Below are 21,242 nucleotides of genomic sequence, written 5' to 3' on the forward strand. Positions count from 1 at the left end.
CTCCAGGGCTCCTGCTACACCTTCGGCGCGTGGGCCGGGCTGCGGTCGAAGCAGTATTGCGCGAAGTTCCGCAGGATCGCGTTGGCCCAGGCAACGTCGTGGTTGGGCAAATCGGCGACGATCCGGGCGTAGTCCTCGGCGGGGAAGTACCCGTAGTTGTAGAAGAAGTCCATCCGGGTGTGCATCGCGGCGGCGTCCATTTCAGCGTGGAACTGGGTGGCCCACACGTGGTCGCCGTAGCGGACCATCTGAACGGGGCAAGTAGGTCCGGTGGCGAGGACGGTAAGCGCCTCCGGGAGGCTGTCTACGTCCGGGTTCTCGGTGTGCCCGGTGAGTGCTGTGAACCGCTCCGTGGCGCCGCGCAGCAGCCTGTCGTGGCGGCCGGCAGCCGTCAGCGCAACGCTCGTCGGGCCTGAGTTCTCCGGATGCGTGTGGCCGACGGTGCCACCGAGGTGATCAACCAGCCACGAGATGCCAAAGCAGACGAAAAATACTGGCAGGCCCGATTCGACGACGCCCGCGAGCACCTCGCTAATGTGGCGCTGCCACGGTGAGTACTCGGCGTTGCTGACGTTGAGCGAGCTGCCGCCGATGATGATCCCGCTAATGGCCTCCAGCGAGCCAACTTCCTCGTCGACCCGGTCCAGGATCTTGAGCTCGACGTCAACCTCGCTCAGGCCGGCGGCGTTGAGGACGTCGTGGTATTCGGCGCGCGCGATCTCGGGTGCGAGCTCGCCTTGTCGCAGGGAGAGGAAAAGCAGCTTGGACATAGCGGTAATTCTATACCGCTTGGTCTATTTTTCACTAACCGGCTTACGGACCGACTGCTCGACGAGCGAGAGCATGGCCTCTAGGCGCTCGACGGGCTCGCCCGCAGCGAGCTTGACCACGAATCCTTCGAACACCGTCTCCAGGTAAGTCTGGACAACGTCGATGGCGACGTCCTCGCGCATGGCTCGGTTGGACACGATGCGATCATGGACAGCTTGGTCCAGAACCTCTTGGTGAGCGCGCCACCGTTGCTCAAACTCCGGGTCGGTGCGGAGCTTGCGGACGATCTCCGCGCGGGTGACAAACCAGTCGTTCTTTTCGCGGTGGTGGAGCATGTCGCGCATCACCTCGACCAGGCCCTGGTTGCTCACCACCGCCGCCTGCCGCTCTGCGTCCTCGCTCGCGATGGCGAGAAACAGCGCTTCCTTATCCGCAAAGTGGTGGAAGATTGCCCCGCGCGTCTTGCCCGTAGCCTGTTCGAGCTTGGCCACGGTAGCGCCTTCGAAGCCGTAGTGGGCGAAGCAGAGCCGAGCGGCATCAATGATTTCTTGGCGCCGACGTGCGAGTTCGCCTTCGCTGACGATGGGCATGCGCGGTGCAATCCTTCCTGTAATAGGGGGTGTGTATTGAATAATTCGGTGGTGAGAAAGCGAAGAGGGGCACCCGGGCGGGAAGCCCGGGTTACCCCTCTACAGGGTCAAGGAGTTAGTTCTTGACCATCTGGCGCAGCACGTACTGCAGGATGCCGCCGTGGCGGAAGTACTCTGCCTCACCAGGCGTGTCGACGCGGACAACTGCGTCGAACTCGACCTTCTCGCCGCCGTCCTTCGTTGCTGCAACGTGGACGGTCTCTGGGATCGTGTCGCCGTCGTTAAAGGCGGTGATGCCCGTGACCTCGAAGGTCTCGGTGCCGTCGAGGCCCAGGGAGCCGTGCGACTGGCCCTCGGGGAACTGCAGCGGCAGCACGCCCATGCCGATGAGGTTCGAGCGGTGGATGCGCTCGAAGGACTCCGCGATGACGGCCTTCACACCGAGCAGGTTGGTGCCCTTTGCGGCCCAGTCGCGGGAGGAACCGGTGCCGTACTCCTTGCCGGCGATGACCACGAGCGGGATGTTCTTCTCTGCGTAGTTCATCGCGGCGTCGTAGATGTACGCCTGCGGTGCGCCCTCCTGGGTGAAGTCGCGGGTGTAGCCGCCCTGCTCGTCCACCAGCTCGTTGCGCAGGCGGATGTTGGCGAAGGTACCGCGTACCATGACCTCGTGGTTACCACGACGGGAACCGAAGGAGTTGTAGTCGTGGCGTGCCACACCGTGCTCGTCCAGGTAGTTCGCCGCCGGGGTGCCCGGCTTGATGGAGGAAGCAGGGGAGATGTGGTCGGTGGTCACTGAGTCGCCGAGCTTGGCCAGCACGCGTGCGCCGGCGATGTCCTCGACTGCCTCCGGCTGCTCCGGCATACCGTCGAAGTACGGAGCCTTGCGGATGTAGGTGGAGTCCTCGTTCCAGTCGAAGGTCTTGCCCTGCGGGATGTCCAGGTTCTGCCACTGCTCGTCGCCCTTGAACACGTCGGCGTAGTCAGCCTCGTACATCTCGCGGGAGATGATGCCGGAGATGGTGCTCTCGATCTCTTCGGTGGACGGCCAAACGTCCTTGAGGAAGACGTCGTTGCCGTCGGCGTCCTGGCCGAGCGGCTGGGCGTCGAAGTCGAAGTCCATGGTGCCGGCAATGGAGTACGCGATAACCAGCAGCGGGGAGGCCAGGTAGTTCATCTTCACGTCGGGGGAGATGCGGCCCTCGAAGTTACGGTTACCGGACAGGACCGCGGTGGCGGTCAGGTCGTACTCGTTGATGGCGTCGGAAACCTCGGTCGGCAGCGGGCCGGAGTTACCGATGCAGGATGCGCAGCCAAAGCCGGTGAGGTAGAAGCCGACTGCCTCGAGGTCCTTCCACAGGTCGCCGCGCTCGTAGTAGCCGTCGACAACCTGGGAACCGGGAGCCATGATGGTCTTGACCCACGGCTTGGCGTGCAGGCCCTTTTCAGCAGCCTTGCGCGCGAGCAGTGCGGCGCCGACCATGACGGACGGGTTGGAAGTGTTGGTGCAAGAGGTGATTGCAGCGATGGCAACCATGCCGTGGTCGAGGGTGTACTCGCCGCCCTGCGGGGACTCGACGATGACCGGCTTGGAAGCGCGGCCCTCGGCGCCGTCAGCGGCGGACTCGCCGTGACCCGGCCAGGACTGGTTGTAGTCCACGGTCTCGGACTTCTCGGCGCGCACCGGCTCGGTGACGTCGTTGCCAGCGGTGTTGTAGTCCGGCAGCTGGGTGCGGAAGGTGCTCTTGGCCTCGGAGAGCAGGATGCGGTCCTGCGGGCGCTTCGGGCCGGCGATGGACGGCACGACGGTGGAGAGGTCCAGCTCGAGGTACTCGGAGTACTCGGCCTCCTCGGCGTCCTGCTCCAGCCACATGCCCTGTGCCTTGGCGTATGCCTCGACGCGGTCGATGTCCTCCTGGTCGCGGCCGGTCAGCTCGAGGTAGTTGATGGTCTCCTCGTCGATCGGGAAGATCGCGCAGGTGGAGCCGAACTCCGGGCTCATGTTGCCGATGGTGGCGCGGTTTGCCAGCGGGATCTGCTTGACGCCGTTGCCGTAGAACTCGACGAACTTCTGCACCACGCCATGCTCGCGGAGCATCTCGGTGATGGTCAGCACGACGTCGGTAGCGGTCACGCCGACCGGGATCTCACCGGTGAGCTTGAAGCCGACAACGCGGGGGATGAGCATGGACACCGGCTGGCCCAGCATGGCCGCCTCTGCCTCGATGCCGCCGACGCCCCAGCCCAGGATGCCCAGGCCGTTCTCCATGGTGGTGTGGGAGTCGGTACCAATGCAGGTATCCGGGTAGGCAAGGCCCTCGTTGTCAAAGACGACGCGGGAGAGGTACTCAATGTTGACCTGGTGGACGATGCCGGTTCCCGGCGGAACGACGCGGAAGTTGGAGAAGTTCTCAGCACCCCAACGCAGGAACTGGTAGCGCTCCTCGTTGCGCTGGTACTCGATCTCGACGTTCTTATCCAGTGCAGCGTCGGAGCCGAATGCCTCGATGATGACGGAGTGGTCAATGACCATCTCGGCCGGGTTCAGCGGGTTGACCTGGTCCGGGCTGCCGCCGAGATCGCTGACCGCCTCGCGCATGGTTGCAAGGTCGACGACGCAGGGCACGCCGGTGAAGTCCTGCATGAGGACGCGGGCCGGGGTGAACTGGATCTCAATCGACGGTTCTGCCGACGGATCCCAGTTGGCGATTGCCTTGATGTGGTCTTCGGTGACGTTCTTGCCGTCCTCGGTGCGCAGCAGGTTCTCGCCGAGCACCTTCAGGGAGTAGGGCAGCTTCTTCATGCCGTCAACCGCATCGAGGGCAAAGTAGTCGTAGGACTTACCGCCGACCTCGAGGGTCTGCTTAGCGTTGAAGGAGTTCTTGCTTTCAGCCACAGTGAGCTCCATTTCTCGTCGTAATGCAAATCTGGGAACTATGACACGTGATGGTCAACCAATAATGATATGCGACCTCTCACGGTTCCGTCGCCATAATAACAGTACGGTCGTTATGTTTTGCGCTAGGGCGCACTTATCGACGCCCCCGAGTACCCAAATCCCCTCATCCGCGGGGGCAAACACGCCCGGATAACCACAGCACCTGGGCAAACGCAGCGACGGCGAGGGCGGAGCGCGCTCACTCTGGCCACACTGCCTACCCCCAAACGCGTGGTAGGTCTCCGGTCGCGTATTGGAAGACCGGAGCGCCAAGCGCGACGGCGAGCCGATTACACTTCGAAACGACGGCGAATGAGAGCGGAAAGGGACGACGTGATTCCAGTAGACGTTGACATGGCGAGTCTGGAAGCCCAGCTCCAGGAGGATGGGATCGCCTTTGGGACGGAAAACCCCGTCAACGTACCGCTCGAAGCCGCAATACGCGACGCGCTGACGCAAGCACCGTCCGACGACATGGGGGCGGCCGGGCTCGTTGTGCTTGAGCAGACCCCACCGCAGATTGCAGACCTTCGCGACGTCGCACAGGACCTCCTCAATGGCACCGGTTACGACACGGTCGTGGTCCGGACGCCGAACGCCGCTATCGCGGTGAGCGATTCGCTCAGCCGGGCGGCGATCGAGCGCGGGCAAACCGCAATGGTGGCCCAGCCTGACTACCCGCAAGGGGTCGTCGCGTTCGCGGAGGCGGCGCAGGGACACTCCGTGGCGTGGGGGATTGCCGTTGGATCGGTGGTGCTCGCGCTTGCGTGCATCGCGGCGTTGTCCGCCTGGCACGCACGCCGTTAGCCACCCCCTCAATAAGTCAAGTCGTTCGCCTTGACGGTTTTGTCTTGCATCAAGGGATACGCAGCCACATCGCGATCCCAGCGCAACGGCCATGGCGACTTGTTCCCCCTGCCGGGAAATGTGTCGAACTTCACACTACTTGTTCGTATCGGCTATATCTGCTGTACCTGGCGCTATCAGGTCATGTGAAAAGCCTTGACTGTTGTGGTTTTTGGTAAAGATTGTGCAACAAGTTGATTACGTGTCGTATGGTCTTGCTGTCGGCTCGTGAGCTGAATGCAACACCAATCGTTTCAGGCCTTACTCCTTGACTGAACTCGTCATTCGGTCAAGGCCCCGGTTCGGGCATGTGGGGAAGCACGCCAAGAACCAGGCCAGTAACGAAGGTGGGGCTGAAGGCTCGCGTGCCTGCATCAGTAGTCAACCCATTAGGGCTGCGCGTCAAGGCTGCAGGCTAGTCACCTGTGGCGGTGAATCGTCGAGAAGCACTTTGCTCCTCGCTTGATTTGTCATGCCTGGGCGCGCGGCGTGAGGAGCCCCATTCCGTGGTAGAACCATCGAGGTTCACCCGGTCGGGTCGCGCGCGCATTGCGCTCGGCACGATCGCGTGTTCCACAACTCTGTCTCTCGCGGCGACGCTGGTCACCCCAGTGGCAACCGCGCAACCTGCGTCCATGACGGAGCTGGTCACCAGCATTTCGCAGGCGCAGTCCAACATCGATGACCTGAACTTGAACATCGGCGACCTGCAGGAAAAGGTCAATCAGGCGCTCGTGGACCTCAAGGATGCCCAAGGCCGCGCCGAGCAGGCTCGCCAGGGTGCAGAGGAAGCGAAGAAGCGCCTGGAAGCCTCGGAACACGCCGTCGAGGAGGCGCGAGCAGCGCTCGACGAGGTCACGCGGTCGCAGTACCGCGGCGCCGGCCAGAGCGGCGGGCTCGACATGGCCACCAGCGGTGACGCCCAGAAGGACGTGCTCGACCGTTCGCTGTACCTGCGTCAGCGCAGCGACGAACGCCGGGCGAAGCTCGACGAGGTCGAGCGCGCACGCACCGAGGCAGCCAACGAGGCGTCGATCCAGCGCAAAGCGAGCCAGCTCGCCGAGTCGACCGCTAGCGAAGCGGAGGCCGCGGAGGCCGAGGCCCGCGAGCTGCTCGACTCCACCAGCGAGGCCCTGGCCGAGCAGCGTCGGGAGCGTGATCGGGCGCAGTCCGAGTTGGACAGCGCTCAGGCGTCGTTAGCCGAGCAGCGCCAGGCGTCGGGATCGGCCCCCCAGACCGATGCGAGCGGGTCCTCCGGCGTGACTGAGGCGGCGGAGTCAGGCGAGACGGCGGCACCTGCTGCGACCTCCCAGACGGCCGAGTCGGAGGGGGCGCAGCAGCAGTCCGCGCAGAGCCAAGCTGCGCAACCGAGCATCGAGGCGTCCGCTGCCGCCCCCGAGCAGCAGGTCACTGCTGATGAGGTCCCCGAGGACGTGGTGCTTCGCGTCGAGCAGCACGCGGCGAACATCGATCCCTCGGTCGCACAGCTCAGCTCGGAGACGGTCGCGCAAGCCCTCACCAACGCCGCCGCAGCGAACGGGGAGAGCCTGCAATCCGAGCCGGAGGCAGGCGCAGTCGGCGCACCCGACGCGGCAGCGCCGTCCTTCAGCGGCATGTCCAGTGACCTGAACATCTCCGAAGACACCATCGCCGCGGCGGCAGGCATCATCGCCGCCGCCGCGATGGTTGGCGCGACCCAAGCCAACCACACAAGCCTGGAAAGCCCGTACGGCTCCTCGAGCGACAGCGAGGTCATCGCGGCGTTCGCCGGCGGGCTGAGCGACGCGCTCGGTGCCGGTGGGGCCGCGCAGGTGAACCAGACCTCGGACGAAGAATCCGCATCCACTGGCACCACTGAGGATCTCAACTCCGTGCTCCCGGAGGTCGACTCCGCAGCAACGGTCTCGGACACGATTCAGAGCGCCGTGAGCAAGGCCAGCGGCTCGCAGAGCGCCTCTAGCTCCGGCTCCATCGAGACCGTGATCGCCCGCGCCCAATCCGCCATCGGCACCCCGTACGTGTGGGGCGGCGGTGACGCCAACGGTCCGACCACGGGCGTGGACGGCGGCAGCCAGGCGGGCTTCGATTGCTCGGGCCTCGTGCTCTACGCCTTCGCTGCGGTGGGCATTTCGCTGCCCCACTACACCGGGTACCAGTACCAGCGCGGCACCCAGGTGCCGGCGAGCGAGGCGCAGCGCGGCGACCTCCTGTTCTGGGGTCCGGGCGGCAACCAGCACGTGGCCATCTATCTTGGCGACGGCACCATGATCGAGGCCCCGCAGGCCGGGCAGAACGTGCAGATTTCCCCGGTGCGCTACTCCGGAATGGCCCCGAACGCGGTGCGTTTGCTCTAGGCGGCGAAGCGGTGTGACGCCGCGGATCGCCACCGCACTACCATCAGTGGCATGAAGCTATCTGACTACGATGCACTCCTCGTCCTTTCCTTCGGCGGCCCCGAAGGAAAGGACGAGGTTATTCCGTTTTTGGAGAACGTCACGCGCGGCCGGGGCATTCCCAAGGAACGGCTGGCTACCGTCGGCGAGCACTACTTCCACTTTGGCGGTGTGAGCCCCATTAACCAGCAGAACCGCACGCTGATCACCAACATCAACGCCGAGCTGGAGCGCCGCGGGATCAAGTTGCCCGTCTATTTTGGCAACCGCAATTGGCACCCGTTTGCCGAGGACACCGCGAAGCAGCTCGCCGCAGACGGCGCGCGCCGCGTCCTCGTCTTCGCCACGAGCGCGTGGGGCGGCTATTCCGCCTGCAGGCAGTACGACGAGGACATACAGCGCATGCGCGAGGTGGCACCCGAGGTCGAGTTCACCAAGCTGTGGCAGTTTTACGGCAACGAGGCGTTCATCGACCAGGTGGCGGCAGGCCTCAAGGAGGCGCTCGCGCAGGCGCAGGGGAAGGACTACCGGGTGCTGTTTACCGCCCACAGCGTGCCCACGGCGGCCGATGTTGCCTCGGGTGGCCCCGTTAACGCCAACCTCTACTCCCGGCAGGTTGCGGAGGCCGCGCGGCTCGTCGCGGAGCGCGCTGGCGCGCCCGACTACGAGGTGGTCTGGCAATCCAGGTCGGGGAACCCGGCCACGCCGTGGCTCGAGCCGGATGTGGTGGACCGGGCGGAGGCGCTTGCCGACGCCAACGTGCAGCACCTCATCTGCGTCCCCATCGGGTTTATTACGGACCACATGGAGGTTGTGTGGGACTTAGACACCGAGCTCCGGCAGGCCTGCGAGGAGCACGGGGTCACGATGGACCGCGTCGCGACCGTGGGGCTGACCCAGGAGTTTGCGTCCATGGTCGTCGACATCGCGGAGGCGGTCGCCCGGGGCGAGCAGCCAGCGAGCCTGTCGACGCTCACCGTCCAGGGTTGCACCCGCAACGGCGCCCCGTGCTGCGAAGGGTGCTGCGAGCCGCGGAAGCGGCCCGCCCGCGCGCACTAGCAACTAAGCGCCGCCGGTGGACGCCGCGTACTCGCGCTGGTAATCCACCACCGCGTCGGCGACGCCTGCCATGCGGGCGGTGCGGATATGGCGCCACAGCGCGAAGAGCTGGGGGTCGAAGGAGTGATCGTCTAACCGGTCGGTCACCGTCTCAATGATCGCCGCCACCCGGTCAGCGCGGGCGAACAGCTTCGCCGCGCGCGGCGTGACGCCCGCAGGCAAGCCGGGTGTGTCGTAGAAGTCCGCGAGCGTCCCCACAGTCAGGCGCGGGTGGGGGAGTTCGCGAAGTACTTGGTTTGCGGGGTTGGCGGAGCGGGTGGCGTCGATAAGCACTGCTGCCTCGTTGGTTGCCTGGGACAGGAGCGCATCGGCCTCGCCGGGGCTGAGCCACGCGGGCTCCGGGAGCCGGCGGGACTCCTCGAACCACCGCCAGTGCACGGACGCGCCCGTGTAGTCGGGGACGAGGATGTGCGATTGGTCCGCGCCACGGACGACGATCGCGCCGGCCGGGGTGAGAGCTTCCATAGCGGGGCTGCCTGCGATGAGTCCGGCGGCCTGGCCCGGTCCCCAGAGGATGAGGCGGACCGCTGGACCCGGGGTGTCCAGGTCGGCTGCGGCGCGGACGTCGCGAAGCAGCGGCAACAACGGGCCGCCGAGGTATTCGTGGGTGCCGCCGAGGTCGCGCAAGGCGTCCATGGTTTCGTCGCTGGATTCGACGTTGTACAGCCATGCGGCGAGCCACACGGCAGTGTTCTGGAGCGGTGAATAAACCTCGGCACGAGTTTGCATCCGGGGTATCCTAACAGGAACCGGGGGTTGGGGAAGATACACTCTGGTCACTATGAGCTATGACGACCGCTACGGAGCAGACATTTTTCAGGGTCATGCGCGACGCAAGCGCCCGACCTACCCGGAGATGCCGGCAAAGCCCGGGATCATCGTCGAGATCGTGGGCAACGACTTCGTCGGGGCGGTCATCGGCTTCGAGCGCACCTACGACGGCGACTTCGTCCGCCTCGATGACCGCTACGGCACCGAGCGACTGTTTAAGATGCTCCCCGGCGCGTTCATGGTGGAGGGACAGCGCGTCACGCTGACCCGCTACGTACCCAAGCAGGACTCCGGGCCGAAGCGCTCCAACTCGGGCTCCCGGAAGGTTGAAAATGTCCGCGCGAAGGTGGCCATGCCGAGCCGGATCTGGGTCGAGGGCATTCACGACGCCGCGATTGTGGAAAAGGTCTGGGGCCACGACCTCCGCGTCGAAGGCGTCGTCGTGGAGTACCTCGAAGGGTTGGACAACCTCCAGGCGCGCCTCGACGAGTTTCAGCCGGGGCCTGGGCGCCGAATCGGTGTGCTCGCAGACCACCTCATCGAGGGCACGAAGGAGTCGCGCCTGGTCCGCAACGTCGGCGAACACGTGCTCGTGACGGGGCACCCATACATCGACATTTGGGCCGCGGTAAAGCCGGAGAAGCTGCGGATCCCCGCCTGGCCAGACGTGCCGTACGGGGAGGACTGGAAGACGGGCGTGTGCAAACGCCTCGGCTGGTCGGACCCGAAGGATGGGTGGCGCCGCGTGTACTCGGCGGTGGAGACGTTCCGCGATCTCGACTCCACCCTGATCGGCGCGGTAGAACGGCTCGTCGACTTTGTCACCAACCCAGAGTTATCCAAAGAGGATCTGTAAGTTCCTGTAACCTTGAGCACGTGGGAGCACTCGTTTGGTTTGTCGCAGCAGCTGTCCTCGCCGGCCTTGAATTGGCGGTGGGTGAGTTCACGCTACTCATGCTCGGGGCCGGCGCACTCACTACCGCCGGCGTGGCACTGGCCGGGGTTCCGCTGTGGGCGGAAGTCCTCACGTTCGTCGCCTCCTCGGCGGCGTTCTGGTTTTTCTTGCGGCCTTACCTGCACAAGCGCTACCACCAGCCGAAGGTGTACGACGATTCCCCGCGAGCCCTGGTGGGGCAGCGCGCGGAGGTGCTCGAGGCCTTCGGCCCCACGGGCGGCCAGGTCCGGATGGACGGTTCCATCTGGTCCGCGAGGTCGCTGGATCCGGCGGACACGATCGTCGCCGGCGATATTGTCACAGTGGCAGACATTGACGGCCCTGTCGCGGTCGTCTGGAAGGAACGTTAGATGGGCCCAACTATTGTCCTCGTCGTCATCATTGCGCTGGTGGCGGCGCTCCTCTTCGCATCGGTGAAACTGATTCCACAGGGTGAAGCCGCGGTGATCGAGCGGCTTGGCCGCTACACCCGCACGGTCTCCGGTGGCTTGACCCTCCTCATCCCGTTCATTGACTCCGTCCGCGCACGCGTGGACACCCGCGAGCGCGTCGTGTCCTTCCCGCCGCAGGCCGTGATCACGCAGGACAACCTCACCGTCGCCATCGACACGGTGGTCACGTTTCAGATCAACGATCCCGCCAAGGCCATCTACGGCGTGGACAACTACCTTGTCGGCGTGGAGCAGATTTCTACCGCCACACTGCGCGACGTGGTTGGCGGCATGACGCTTGAAGAGACGTTGACCTCCCGCGAAACCATCAACCGCCGCCTGCGCGGCGAACTTGACGCGGCCACCGGCAAGTGGGGCCTTCGTATCAGCCGAGTTGAGCTTAAGGCCATTGAACCGCCGCCGTCGATCCAGCAGTCCATGGAGATGCAGATGAAGGCGGACCGAGAAAAGCGCGCAATGATCCTCACCGCAGAGGGCAGGCGCGAATCCGACATCAAAACTGCCGAGGGCGAGAAGCAAGCACGCATCCTCTCCGCCGAGGGCGAGAAGCACGCCGCCATTCTGAACGCGGAGGCGGAGCGTCAGGCTATGATCCTGCGCGCAGAGGGCGAGCGCGCCGCGAAGTACTTGGCCGCACAGGGCGAGGCACGCGCGATCCAGAAGGTCAACGCGGCCGTGAAGTCCTCAGGCGTCACACCGGAGCTCCTGGCGTACCAGTACCTGGAGAAGCTGCCCAAGATCGCGGAAAACGAAGCGGCCACGATGTGGATGATCCCGTCCCAGTTCGGCGACTCGCTGCAGCAGTTTGCGCAGGCGTTCGCGGGCAAGGGCGAGGACGGCGTGTTTCGCTACGAACCTGCAAACGTGGACGAGGAAACCAAGGAGATGGCGGAGGCGGAAAACACGGACTCCTGGTTCGACACCTCGACCGACCCGGAGCTGGCTAAGGCGCTCGCCGAGGCCCGCGCGGTGGCCAACAAGCATGTCGACGACCCGGATCCGACGCAAGACGCCCCGCAGGTTGCCCCGGGAAGCAGTCGCCGTGAACTCGGTGCGGGCCCGCAGGATCCGCTGCCGGCCGACGAACCGAATCGCCCGTACCAGGGGTAGCGCATTAAGCGCTTTGCGACGCCTGCGTGAGCAGGTTCAGCGCCAGCTTCCACCCCGACTGCTCCGCCTGCCAGCCGGCGGCCTGCAGCCGCTGGCTTATCGCCTGCTTGGAGATGCCTAGCTCCGCAGCCGCTTCGTTCTGATTGAGGCCACCTCGCACCAGCGAGGTGGCCTCTCGGCCTTCCAGGGTGCGCTTGTGCAGCACGTAGCCCAGAAGCGCGAACGTCGCCTCGATGTCGTTTGCGGAGGTGCCCGGGTCCGGCGTGTCCACTACGACCTTCACCTGCGCGGGTCGCGTGCCCACCGCGTCCGTCGCCGCGAAGACGGCGCGTCCGTGTCCCGTGATCCCCAGGCCGATGGCCCAGTCGCCGTCGGAGAGTAGCGCCATGATCACGTTGAGCGCGTGCTCGGGCCCGACGACATCGGCGCGGATGTCCTCCACGCTGCACAGTTCAAACTCGCCGACGCCAGGCAGCGTCGCGAGCGCCTCAGCCGAGCGCCGCACGACCTCGGCGCGCGCCTTATCCCTTCCCCGGTACCTCGCGTGGACTGCAATCATGACCGAGATGTTACGCCTGGTCTACGTTCAGGCCTTTACTCTTCGGGGTGGGCGTGTCGCGGGTGGGCATGGTGGCGTCGATAAGCAAGCCCCCGACACCCAGCACTGCTAACACGACAACGGCGACGATGACCCACGGGTTGGCGTGGCCCGTGAGCGTGTCTCCGAAGACTGCGACGAGCACGGTGTTGGGCGCTGAGCCGAGGAGCGTGGCGATGGCGAAGGGAAGGACGCGTACGCGGGTGAGTGCTGCGGCATAGTTCATGATGGAGAAGGGGACTCCAGCGATCATGCGCAGGCTGGTCACGGCCAGCCAGCCGCGCTGCTCCAGGCGCGCGTTGATCTTTTGCACGGCGGGGTGGGTGAGGCGGGGCTCGACCCAATCGCGCAGCAGGAAGCGCACGATGAGGAGCGAGATGACCGCGGCGACCGTCGTGGCCGTGAGCGAGAGCACGATGCCGAGCCCGGTGCCGAAGAGGATGCCCGCAGACAGCGTCATGACCGTCCGCGGGATGGGGAACTGCGTGATGAGTACGTAGAGCAGCCAGAAAACGAGCGGGAACCAGGGGCCGGTCGATTCCGCCCACGTGCGGAGCGTGGCGAGGGAGGGGACGTCCAGGAGCCACCACGCGGCTACGAACCCCACCGCAGCGAGCGCGAGCAGCGCGATCCGACCGGTTGAGGGGCGCGCTGTAGGTTGACGCTGCGCCACCGCCAAACCTCCTTGTACAAAAAGAAAACCGGCCTCCATCGTAGGAGGCCGGTGGGTTGTGCCCGAGGGGGGACTTGAACCCCCACGTCCGTTAATAGGACACTAGCACCTCAAGCTAGCGCGTCTGCCATTCCGCCACCCGGGCCGGGTGTTTCAGCCTCTCGGCTGGGCACTTGAAACACTATAAGGTGCACGGCGTAAAACACACAAATCGCCTGCACAACACCGCTTTTTAGGGTGCAATGGACACAATTGCGCTTCCAAACCACACCCTTGGCATTCTGCTGCCCCCTCCCATCACGCATCACGCCGTGATCCCACAGAACTTTTAGTGAAAATCATGGCGAAAGTCACAGCGCTGGGGTAGGAATATCTGTATGACTGCTTCCTACGTTTCAGACCGTTTTCCCGGCCCGGACCCGTACGCAGCGTTGAAGGACCTGCCGTCGTTCCCGCTTAGCTCCACCGACTTCGAGGACGGCGCCGAGCTGCCCGACTCCCTGGTCGGCGACGATGCCACGTCGCCTCAGCTGGCCTGGTCCGACCTTCCGGAGGGGACCAAGTCCCTGGCCATTACGTGCTACGACCCAGACGCGCCGACGACCTCTGGCTTCTGGCACTGGGCCGCGTTCAACATTCCGGTGAGCACGCAGTCCATTGCGACCGGCGATGCGTCCAAGGAGGACTTGGGCGTCGGTGCGATCCAGCTGGTTGGTGATTCGGGCGCGCCTGGCTTCTACGGCGCGAACCCGCCCGCGGGGCACGGCCCGCACCGCTACCTGTTCGCGGTGCACGCGGTCGACGTGGAGGAGCTGCCGGCGGACCAGATCGCGAACCCGACGCAGCTCGGCTTTAACCTGTACTTCCACAGCGTGGGCCGCGCGATCGCGTGGGGCTGGACCGAGACCAAGTAGACCGATCCGTCATGGCCCCGCTTCAACTTCGCGTCGGCGGAGCGTTTATCACGCTCGCCGCCGCGCTCTTCCTCTTTACTATTCTCTCGGTCTTGCGTGGTGAGGAGCTCTTTGCCCTCACACTCCAAACCCTGACCGTCCTCATCGCTGCGGTGATCATCGGCGCGTTCGCTACGGTGAGCACCTCGCACGAGGGTTCGCGCACGCAGGTCGCCGCGCTTATTATCGCGCTCGTGCTCATCGGCTTGGGCGTCGCGTTGCCTACGCACACGCTCTTCTACACGCAGACGTACTGGCCCGCCCTGTGGGGCGTCGCAGCGTTACTCTGCGCCATCGTGCTGCGACGCACTACGCGCCCACGGGCGTAAGCGGGGGAGCGACTACCGCAGGTAGGGCAGCTCGCTGCCCACCGCCTGCGCGATGTTTTCCAGCCCGTGGGCGCGCACCTGCGCCGCGATCCCGCGGTGAATACGGCTGATCCAGGCCGGACCGCCGTAGATGAACCCGGTGTAGCCCTGGAGAAGGCTGGAGCCTGCGGCGATGCGCTCCCACGCCTGCTCCGGCGTGGAAATACCCCCAACGCTCATGAGCGTCAGCTGGTCGCCCACGCGCGCGTGCAGCCGGCGCAGGACCTCAAGGGCGCGATCGTTCAGCGGCGCGCCTGAGATGCCACCGGCGCCCATCGCTTCCACCTCATCCGCGGGGGTGCGCAGGCCCTCGCGCGAAATGGTCGTGTTGGTGGCCACGATGCCGGCGAGCCCCAGCTCCACGGCCAGGTCGGCGACCGCGTCGATGTCCTCGTCGGAGAGGTCCGGGGCGATCTTGACCAGCACCGGAGTGGCGGTGGACTCTGCAACGACGGAGAGGATCGGGCGCAACTCCTCAACCGCCTGGAGGTCGCGCAGGCCGGGCGTGTTTGGCGAGGACACGTTTACCACCAGGTAGTCGGCGTGTGGCCCCAGCACGGTGGCGCCGGCCCGGTAGTCCGCCACCGCGTCGGTCGCCGTCTTGTTCTTGCCGATGTTGATGCCCACAATGTCGTCCGACTTCCGGGCGTCCAGGTTCAGCGCGGCGGGCAGGGCGCCGTCGTTGTTGAACCCCATGCGGTTGAGGATCGCTTTGTCCGCGGGGAGGCGGAACAGGCGCGGAGCCGGGTTACCGGGCTGCGCCTTCGGCGTGACCGTCCCGACCTCCGCGTAGCCAAAGCCGAGCGCGCCCCACGCGTCGAGGGACGACGCGTTCTTGTCAAAGCCGGCGGCAAGGCCCAGCGGCGCGGGGAAACGAACGCCAAAGCACTCCTGCTCGAGCGCGGAGTCGTGCACGCGCACGACGCGCTCCGCGAGTCGGTTCACCGGGCTCGCCACGTGCAGCGCGCGCAAGCCTGCGTTGATGATCCCGTGGATGCGCTCGGGCGGAAGGAGGAACATCGCCTTCAGCGCGGCGGCGTACGCCGCGTCGTAGGCCGCTTCGGAAGCCTTCGTCAGTTGCGTACCGTCGGGCAGGGAGTGCATTGCTTTTTGGAGAAACGTCATGATTAACCCTCGTTGTGCTGGGAGGAAGGAGACTGTTGGGTCGGGGCGTCGGCCGCTGCGGTCGCCGCCGGCAGTTCGTCGAGGTGGAGCTCGTCCGGCTCAACGACCTGGAGGCCGCCGCCGGAGGCGGAGGCGATGAGCAGCGTGGCGTCGTCAAGCGTGGCAATGCTCTGCGCATCGCCCACCGTGGCCAGCTCACCCCGCTGAAGCGGAACGCCGCGCGAGATGTCGTAGCCGGTGGCGGTGTTCGTCGCCGTCGAGGTGACCCACGCGACCTGGTTGCTGTTGTCCCAGGCGGCGTCCCACGGGCTCTCCGGGACCGGGGCCATCTGGTGCAGACGGATGATGTCGTCGGTGGTGTAGACGAGGAGCTGGTCGCCCGTGGCGTCGGCGGCAAGCAGCAGACCATTCGCCCCGGCGGCGATCTTGCCCACACCGAGACCTGCGCGCAGTGTGCCGCCCTGGCGCCCGTTGCCCCAATCGATGTCCTGGACGGTGGTGTCGAAGCGGTTGGTACGCACGACGCTGTCCGCCTGGCCGTCGACGGGTACGGCCTGGAGCTGGTCGGTCTCGCGCGCCACCGAGAAGGTGTCCGCGAGCTCACCGTCGCGGTAGAGCCAGACATCGCGCTCGCTGTTGCTGCCGGCGAGCACGTCACCACTGGAAGTCACCGTCGCGGACGTTACGCGCTCATCCACATCGAGCGTGTCCGCCTGCCCGGGGTCATCGGCGCGCACCAGCATGATCGAGGTGCCGCAGCCCAGCGCGAACGTGCCCGCGTTTGCAGAGACATCGCCGCACTCGCCGGAAAGCGGATGCGCGGCGGCGCTGCCGTCCCGCAGCTGGTCGAGGGTGCCCACCGTGAGTGCATTGGCGGTGCGGACGGCGATCACGCCGTCGGTGGTGTCGAGGTCTTCGATGGCGTCGAAGGGGAAGACCGTCCCGGCGGGGTCCGCGGCCTGCGGCGACGGATCGGGCGTCGCGTTGCCCATGCTTTCTTCCAGCTGGTCACCCGTCACATCCGAACCGCAGGCGACGAGCGCCAAGGACGTCGCGGCCGCGAGCGCAACGGCAAATCTCTTTCCGTATTTCACAACCCCTAACCCTAGCAACCTGCCAGCTTCGCTCCGGCCGTGTGTGTTCGGTCCCTGCAGCCACTCGCGGGTAGTGTGTTCTGCCATGACTGATCCGACACAGTTGGCCGAATCCATGTCCTGGGTTCAGGTCATCGTCCTCTCTATCGTGCAGGGGCTCACCGAGTTCCTCCCGGTCTCTTCGTCCGGGCACCTCCGCATCGTCTCGCAGCTCTTCTGGGGCGAAGACGCCGGCGCGAGCTTCACCGCCGTCATTCAGCTGGGGACCGAGCTCGCGGTCCTGGTCTACTTTGCCAAGGACATCTGGCGCTACCTCTCCGGCTGGTTCGTCGGCCTTGCAAACAAGGACAAGCGCGGTTTTGACTACCGCATGGGCTGGATGGTCATCGCCGGCACCATCCCCGTCGCTGTGTTGGGCGTCCTGCTCAAGGACCTCATCCGAGACAACTTCCGCAACCTCTGGATTACCGCGACGGTGCTCATCATTTTCTCGCTCGTCTTCATTCTTGCGGAGCGCCGCGGCACCAAGACCCGCGGCTTCGAGGACCTGACCATGAAGGACGCCGTGCTCATGGGCTTCTGGCAGTGCCTCGCGCTGATTCCGGGCGTCTCCCGCTCTGGCGGCACCATCTCCGGCGGCCTGTTCCTCAACCTCGAACGCGAGGTGGCCACCCGCTTTAGCTTCCTGCTCGCCATTCCCGCAGTGCTCGCGTCGGGCCTCTTTTCGCTTCCCGACGCCTTCAACCCCGAAAGCGGACAAGCCGCCAGCGGCAGCCAACTCCTCATTGGTTCCGCCATCGCGTTCGTCCTTGGCTACGTCTCCATCGCCTGGCTGCTGAAGTTCGTGTCCAACCACTCCTTCGCCTGGTTCGCCGCGTACCGCATCCCGCTCGGCCTCGTGGTCATGCTGCTGCTGGGAACCGGCGTGATGGCGGCAGGCTAAGAGCCATGGGGCCAGCGCACAGCGTCGATTAGCGGCGCCCCCGGCAGCAGTGGGTAGGGTAGTGGCCATGCAATCCTGGCCTACTCCTCATGTCGCTGCTGTTGCTGGCATCCCTCGCCCCCTGCAGCTGTACGACACCGCGGATCAACACGTTCACGCCGTCGACGTCACGCCGAACGCCAACGGGGAGGTGGGCATGTACGTCTGCGGCATTACCCCGTACGATTCCACGCACCTCGGGCACGCCGCGACCTATCTGACCTTTGACCTGGTGCACCGACAGCTGCTGGCCAACGGCCACAAAGTGCACTACGTCCAGAACGTCACCGACGTGGACGACCCCCTCTTCGAGCGCGCGGATCGTGACGGCGTGGACTGGCGCGAGCTCGGCCGCAGCCAGATTGCCCTGTTCCGCAGTGACATGGAGGAGCTCTCCGTGATACCGCCGCGCGACTTCATCGGCGCGATGGAAGCTGTCGACGAAGTTGCCGCCATGGTGCAAACGCTGCTGGACAACGGTTCCGCCTACCGCCTCGACCAGGGCGACGTGTACGCGTCGATTCACGCCACCAAGCAATTTGGCTACGAGTCCAACTACGACCGCGCCACGATGGAGAAGTTCTTCGCAGAGCGCGGCGGCGACCCCGATCGCGAAGGCAAGCAGGATACGCTCGACGCACTGGTGTGGCGCGGCCCCCGTAAGGGCGAGCCCGCGTGGCAGACCAAGATCGGCCCGGGGCGCCCCGGATGGCACGTCGAGTGCTCCGCAATTGCGACCAACCGGCTGGGTCACACGTTTGCCATCCAGGGCGGCGGTTCGGACCTCGCCTTCCCGCACCACGAGTTCTCCGCCGCGCACGCGGAGGCGGCCTACGCGGAACCGCGCATGGCGGGCCACTACGTGCACTCGGGCATGATCGCCCTCAACGGCGTGAAGATGTCCAAGTCGCTGGGCAACCTCGTGTTCGTGCACAAGCTGACCGCGCAGGGACACAGCGCCGCCGCGATCCGACTCGCCGTGTTTGCCGGGCACTACCGCGAGGACCGTGACTTTTCCTACCGCGGCCTCGAGGCCGCAGAGCAGCGCCTGGCCCGCTGGCAGGAGCGACTCGCGCAACCCGTCACGGAGGCGGAAGCACTGGCCAACGTCAACGAGCTGCGCACCGCGCTGGCGGACGACCTGGACACCCCGCGCGCCCTGCGGGTGTTGGACATGGCCCGCGGCGACCACGACAACATCCTGGTGAACGCGATCGACGGCCTGCTCGGGGTGCGCGTTTTCGCGTAGTCGATCACAATGGGAAGCATGACGCAACCAGAGACCTCGATTCGCGCCCGACTGCAGCCGGACGTTGACCAGTTCATCGATGACCTCCGCACCTTTGCCACCGGCTCCTACCTGCAAGAAAGCGACAAGGAGCTGTGGGAGCAGCCGTTCGACCCGGAGGCGCTGCCGGAGCTCAAGCAGATCATCGAGATGTTCCTTGACGCATTCGACCTCATTGAGTCATCGCCGGACGGAGAGCGGTTGAAGGCCCTCGTGCAGCCGTTCTACGACAACCTGGAGCAGTTCAACGCCAAGCATGAGTACGCGGTGCTCGAACCGGAGGAGAAGTCGGAGCTTGCGGACGTGGTCCGTCGCGCCGCAATCGCGTCCGGTGCGGACGATGAGGCCCTCGGGGAGCTGCCCGACTTTGAGTAGCGCGATCGCCGCTCCAGCAGCCATCTTCTGGGACATGGACGGTACTCTCATCAACACCGAACCCCTCTGGGCGGAGGCCACGTTCGAACTCTCGGAGAAGCTCGGACGCAGGCTGTCCCCTGAAGAGCGCAAGAAGACTGAGGGCGCGAGCTTCGCGGAATCCCTGGGCATCTGCGCGCGGTGGGCGGGCTACGAGCTTGCCAACGGCGAGCAGGACGAGCTCCGCGCCTGGATGTACCAGCGCATGGCCGAGAAGTTGGCCGGCGGTATCGAACTCAACCCGGGCATCCGCCCCCTGCTCGAACAGCTGCGCGCTGCCGGGGTGCCCATGTTTGTCACAACGAACACGGAGCGCACTCTGGCGGACCGCTGTATCGCGGCCATCGGCGCGGCACTGTTCACGGACTCCATCACGGGCGACGAGGTCACCCACCCCAAGCCGGCGCCCGACATGTACGAAGAGGCAGCGCGCCGGGTTGGTGCTCCCACCGCGGAGTGTCTCGTCGTGGAGGATTCCTGGACTGGCATGTCCGCCGCCGCGGAGTCCGGGTGCCGCGTCCTCGGGCTCGGCGACCCGGTCCCGAGCGGGGTCTACCAATTCGACCCGGCTCGCTTTGTCGGCGCCACCGCGGAGGATCTCTTTTCCTGGTTTGCCACGGCGGCGCGCGAGGTCCGCTAAGGTTTGAAGGCGTGAAATCCTTCGATGACCTTTTCGCAGAACTGACCCAAAGGACCGCAGACCGCCCGGCTGGGTCCGGCACGGTTGACGCCTTGGACATGGGCGCGCATTTCATTGGGAAGAAGATCATCGAGGAAGCCGGCGAGGTCTGGATCGCCGCCGAATACCAGTCGGACGAGGAGCTGGCCGAGGAGATGAGCCAGCTGCTCTATTGGACGCAGGTGATGATGCTCAAGCGCGGCCTCACCCCGGACGACCTGTACAAGTACCTCTAGATCCCCAGCGGAGAACCACCCATGGAGAAATCGTTGATCAAGCTCGCCGTTCCAAATAAGGGTTCGCTCTCGGAGCACGCGCTGCAGGTGCTCAAGGAGGCCGGGTACAAGGGCCGCGGCGCGAACAAGGCGCTCAATATTGTTGACGAGCCCAACGGCGTCGAGTTCTTCTTCCTCCGCCCGAAGGACATCGCCATCTACGTTGCCCAGGGCCACCTCGACCTGGGAATTACCGGCCGCGACCTCGCCGCAGACTCCCGCGCGCAGGTCGAGGAAGTCCTGGACCTCGGGTTCGGCTCCTCCACCTTCCGCTTTGCCGCGAAGCAGGGTGAGCAGTGGGCGGTCGAGGACCTCGCAGGCAAGCGCATCGCCACCTCCTACCCACACCTCGTGGAGGACTACCTCGCCCAGCGCGGGATCACCCCCAGCCAGGTCATCCGCCTCGACGGGGCAGTGGAGATCTCAATCAAGCTCGGCGTCGCCGACGTGATCGCGGACGTCGTCTCCACGGGCGCCACCCTCCGCCAGCAGGGGCTCGCTCCGTTCGGCGAGCCGATTATTTCCAGCGCGGCGGTCGTCGTGAAGCGCCAGGGCATGCAGCTTGACGACGCCCACGTGAAGGTCCTCAACCGCATCGAGGGCATCCTCAACGCGCACAACTACCTGATGATCGACTACAACGTCTGCCGCGATAACCTCGACGCGGTACTGGCGCTGACCCCGGGCATCACGGGGCCGACGGTCTCGCCGCTGTCGCGCGAGAACTGGGTTGCGGTCCGCGCGATGGTCCCGCGCGCGACGGCTAACCAGGTGATGGATCAGCTGGCTGAGCTGGGCACAGAGGGCACGATCGCCACTGAGCTGCGCATCGCGCGCCTCTAGTTTTC

General features: G+C 65.6%; 22 protein-coding genes and 1 tRNA gene. 14 read left to right on the plus strand and 9 right to left on the minus strand.

Features of this window, described 5'->3' with window-relative positions:
* Window positions 1-14: 14 nt before the first annotated feature.
* The 3 genes from EAW56_RS03125 to acnA form a co-directional block, all read right to left on the minus strand.
* Window positions 15-770: a glutamine amidotransferase gene (locus tag EAW56_RS03125; RefSeq protein ID WP_122085004.1), complete on the minus strand. Its 756-nt coding sequence runs from the start codon at window positions 768-770 to the stop codon at window positions 15-17.
* 24 nt (window positions 771-794) lie between these two features.
* Window positions 795-1,361, minus strand: coding sequence for a TetR/AcrR family transcriptional regulator (locus tag EAW56_RS03130; RefSeq protein WP_095536166.1), 567 nt, complete (start codon window positions 1,359-1,361; stop codon window positions 795-797).
* Window positions 1,362-1,476: 115 nt separating this feature from the next.
* Window positions 1,477-4,257 (minus strand): aconitate hydratase AcnA, encoded by a 2,781-nt coding sequence (acnA, locus tag EAW56_RS03135; RefSeq protein ID WP_208636479.1) that lies wholly within the window; start codon window positions 4,255-4,257, stop codon window positions 1,477-1,479.
* A 396-nt stretch (window positions 4,258-4,653) separates the two neighbouring features.
* On the opposite strand from acnA, the gene EAW56_RS03140 reads away from it, so the two are divergent.
* The 3 genes from EAW56_RS03140 (at window position 4,654) to EAW56_RS03150 (ending at window position 8,597) form a co-directional block, all read left to right on the plus strand.
* Window positions 4,654-5,106, plus strand: coding sequence for an Rv1476 family membrane protein (locus EAW56_RS03140; RefSeq protein ID WP_147453244.1), 453 nt, complete (start codon window positions 4,654-4,656; stop codon window positions 5,104-5,106).
* Between the two features lie 545 nt (window positions 5,107-5,651).
* Complete coding sequence (locus EAW56_RS03145; protein ID WP_095553712.1) at window positions 5,652-7,499, plus strand: DIP1281 family NlpC/P60 protein; 1,848 nt, start codon at window positions 5,652-5,654, stop codon at window positions 7,497-7,499.
* A 51-nt stretch (window positions 7,500-7,550) separates the two neighbouring features.
* The gene (locus tag EAW56_RS03150) at window positions 7,551-8,597 is read left to right on the plus strand and encodes a ferrochelatase (protein ID WP_122085008.1); all 1,047 of its coding nucleotides are present in this window, start codon (window positions 7,551-7,553) and stop codon (window positions 8,595-8,597) included.
* A gap of 3 nt (window positions 8,598-8,600) precedes the next feature.
* Here EAW56_RS03150 and EAW56_RS03155 read toward each other — a convergent pair whose 3' ends face one another.
* Window positions 8,601-9,386 carry a hypothetical protein gene (locus EAW56_RS03155; RefSeq protein WP_122085010.1) on the minus strand — a complete coding sequence of 262 codons (786 nt, stop codon included), beginning with the start codon at window positions 9,384-9,386 and terminating at the stop codon, window positions 8,601-8,603.
* Between the two features lie 52 nt (window positions 9,387-9,438).
* Between EAW56_RS03155 and EAW56_RS03160 the strand changes: the two genes are divergently transcribed.
* Genes EAW56_RS03160 through EAW56_RS03170 form a run of 3 tightly spaced genes read left to right on the plus strand, consistent with a single transcriptional unit; the run spans window position 9,439 to window position 11,945 of the window.
* On the plus strand, window positions 9,439-10,284 hold the full coding sequence (locus EAW56_RS03160; RefSeq protein ID WP_122085012.1) for a DUF3097 domain-containing protein: 846 nt from the start codon (window positions 9,439-9,441) through the stop codon (window positions 10,282-10,284).
* 20 nt (window positions 10,285-10,304) lie between these two features.
* Complete coding sequence (locus tag EAW56_RS03165) at window positions 10,305-10,733, plus strand: NfeD family protein (RefSeq protein ID WP_095276546.1); 429 nt, start codon at window positions 10,305-10,307, stop codon at window positions 10,731-10,733.
* The gene (locus EAW56_RS03170) at window positions 10,734-11,945 is read left to right on the plus strand and encodes an SPFH domain-containing protein (protein WP_095536159.1); all 1,212 of its coding nucleotides are present in this window, start codon (window positions 10,734-10,736) and stop codon (window positions 11,943-11,945) included.
* A gap of 4 nt (window positions 11,946-11,949) precedes the next feature.
* Here the strand turns inward: EAW56_RS03170 and EAW56_RS03175 are convergent, their stop codons facing one another.
* From EAW56_RS03175 to EAW56_RS03185, 3 genes are all read right to left on the minus strand, one after another.
* Window positions 11,950-12,504, minus strand: a complete 555-nt coding sequence (locus EAW56_RS03175) for a MarR family transcriptional regulator (RefSeq protein WP_095536158.1) — start codon at window positions 12,502-12,504, stop codon at window positions 11,950-11,952.
* Between the two features lie 10 nt (window positions 12,505-12,514).
* The gene (locus EAW56_RS03180; protein WP_244213335.1) at window positions 12,515-13,216 is read right to left on the minus strand and encodes a TVP38/TMEM64 family protein; all 702 of its coding nucleotides are present in this window, start codon (window positions 13,214-13,216) and stop codon (window positions 12,515-12,517) included.
* A 59-nt stretch (window positions 13,217-13,275) separates the two neighbouring features.
* Window positions 13,276-13,361 (minus strand) — tRNA-Leu (locus tag EAW56_RS03185).
* Window positions 13,362-13,593: 232 nt separating this feature from the next.
* On the opposite strand from EAW56_RS03185, the gene EAW56_RS03190 reads away from it, so the two are divergent.
* The gene (locus tag EAW56_RS03190) at window positions 13,594-14,130 is read left to right on the plus strand and encodes a YbhB/YbcL family Raf kinase inhibitor-like protein (protein WP_095276558.1); all 537 of its coding nucleotides are present in this window, start codon (window positions 13,594-13,596) and stop codon (window positions 14,128-14,130) included.
* 11 nt (window positions 14,131-14,141) lie between these two features.
* Entirely contained in the window at window positions 14,142-14,498 is a 357-nt protein-coding gene (locus tag EAW56_RS03195) for a hypothetical protein (RefSeq protein WP_095276562.1), read from the plus strand.
* A gap of 12 nt (window positions 14,499-14,510) precedes the next feature.
* Here EAW56_RS03195 and EAW56_RS03200 read toward each other — a convergent pair whose 3' ends face one another.
* Window positions 14,511-15,641, minus strand: coding sequence for a quinone-dependent dihydroorotate dehydrogenase (locus tag EAW56_RS03200; RefSeq protein WP_095536832.1), 1,131 nt, complete (start codon window positions 15,639-15,641; stop codon window positions 14,511-14,513).
* Between the two features lie 23 nt (window positions 15,642-15,664).
* On the minus strand, window positions 15,665-16,756 hold the full coding sequence (locus EAW56_RS03205; RefSeq protein ID WP_233126964.1) for a hypothetical protein: 1,092 nt from the start codon (window positions 16,754-16,756) through the stop codon (window positions 15,665-15,667).
* An 85-nt stretch (window positions 16,757-16,841) separates the two neighbouring features.
* Between EAW56_RS03205 and EAW56_RS03210 the strand changes: the two genes are divergently transcribed.
* The 6 genes from EAW56_RS03210 (at window position 16,842) to hisG (ending at window position 21,237) form a co-directional block, all read left to right on the plus strand.
* Window positions 16,842-17,699 carry an undecaprenyl-diphosphate phosphatase gene (locus tag EAW56_RS03210; RefSeq protein WP_095536156.1) on the plus strand — a complete coding sequence of 286 codons (858 nt, stop codon included), beginning with the start codon at window positions 16,842-16,844 and terminating at the stop codon, window positions 17,697-17,699.
* A 67-nt stretch (window positions 17,700-17,766) separates the two neighbouring features.
* A complete protein-coding gene (gene mshC, locus EAW56_RS03215; RefSeq protein WP_095536593.1) occupies window positions 17,767-18,987 on the plus strand; it encodes a cysteine--1-D-myo-inosityl 2-amino-2-deoxy-alpha-D-glucopyranoside ligase in 1,221 nt (406 codons plus the stop codon).
* Window positions 18,988-18,996: 9 nt separating this feature from the next.
* Window positions 18,997-19,401: a hypothetical protein gene (locus tag EAW56_RS03220; protein ID WP_095536154.1), complete on the plus strand. Its 405-nt coding sequence runs from the start codon at window positions 18,997-18,999 to the stop codon at window positions 19,399-19,401.
* Window positions 19,367-20,080, plus strand: a complete 714-nt coding sequence (locus EAW56_RS03225) for an HAD family hydrolase (RefSeq protein WP_276289732.1) — start codon at window positions 19,367-19,369, stop codon at window positions 20,078-20,080. Before EAW56_RS03220 ends, EAW56_RS03225 begins: the two co-directional genes overlap by 35 nt.
* 11 nt (window positions 20,081-20,091) lie before the next feature.
* Window positions 20,092-20,355 carry a phosphoribosyl-ATP diphosphatase gene (locus EAW56_RS03230; protein ID WP_095545742.1) on the plus strand — a complete coding sequence of 88 codons (264 nt, stop codon included), beginning with the start codon at window positions 20,092-20,094 and terminating at the stop codon, window positions 20,353-20,355.
* 33 nt (window positions 20,356-20,388) lie between these two features.
* Window positions 20,389-21,237, plus strand: a complete 849-nt coding sequence (gene hisG, locus EAW56_RS03235) for an ATP phosphoribosyltransferase (RefSeq protein ID WP_095536152.1) — start codon at window positions 20,389-20,391, stop codon at window positions 21,235-21,237.
* The last annotated feature ends 5 nt before the right edge of the window (window positions 21,238-21,242 follow it).

It is taken from the genome of Corynebacterium gottingense (assembly GCF_003693265.1).
Lineage (GTDB): Bacteria > Actinomycetota > Actinomycetes > Mycobacteriales > Mycobacteriaceae > Corynebacterium > Corynebacterium gottingense.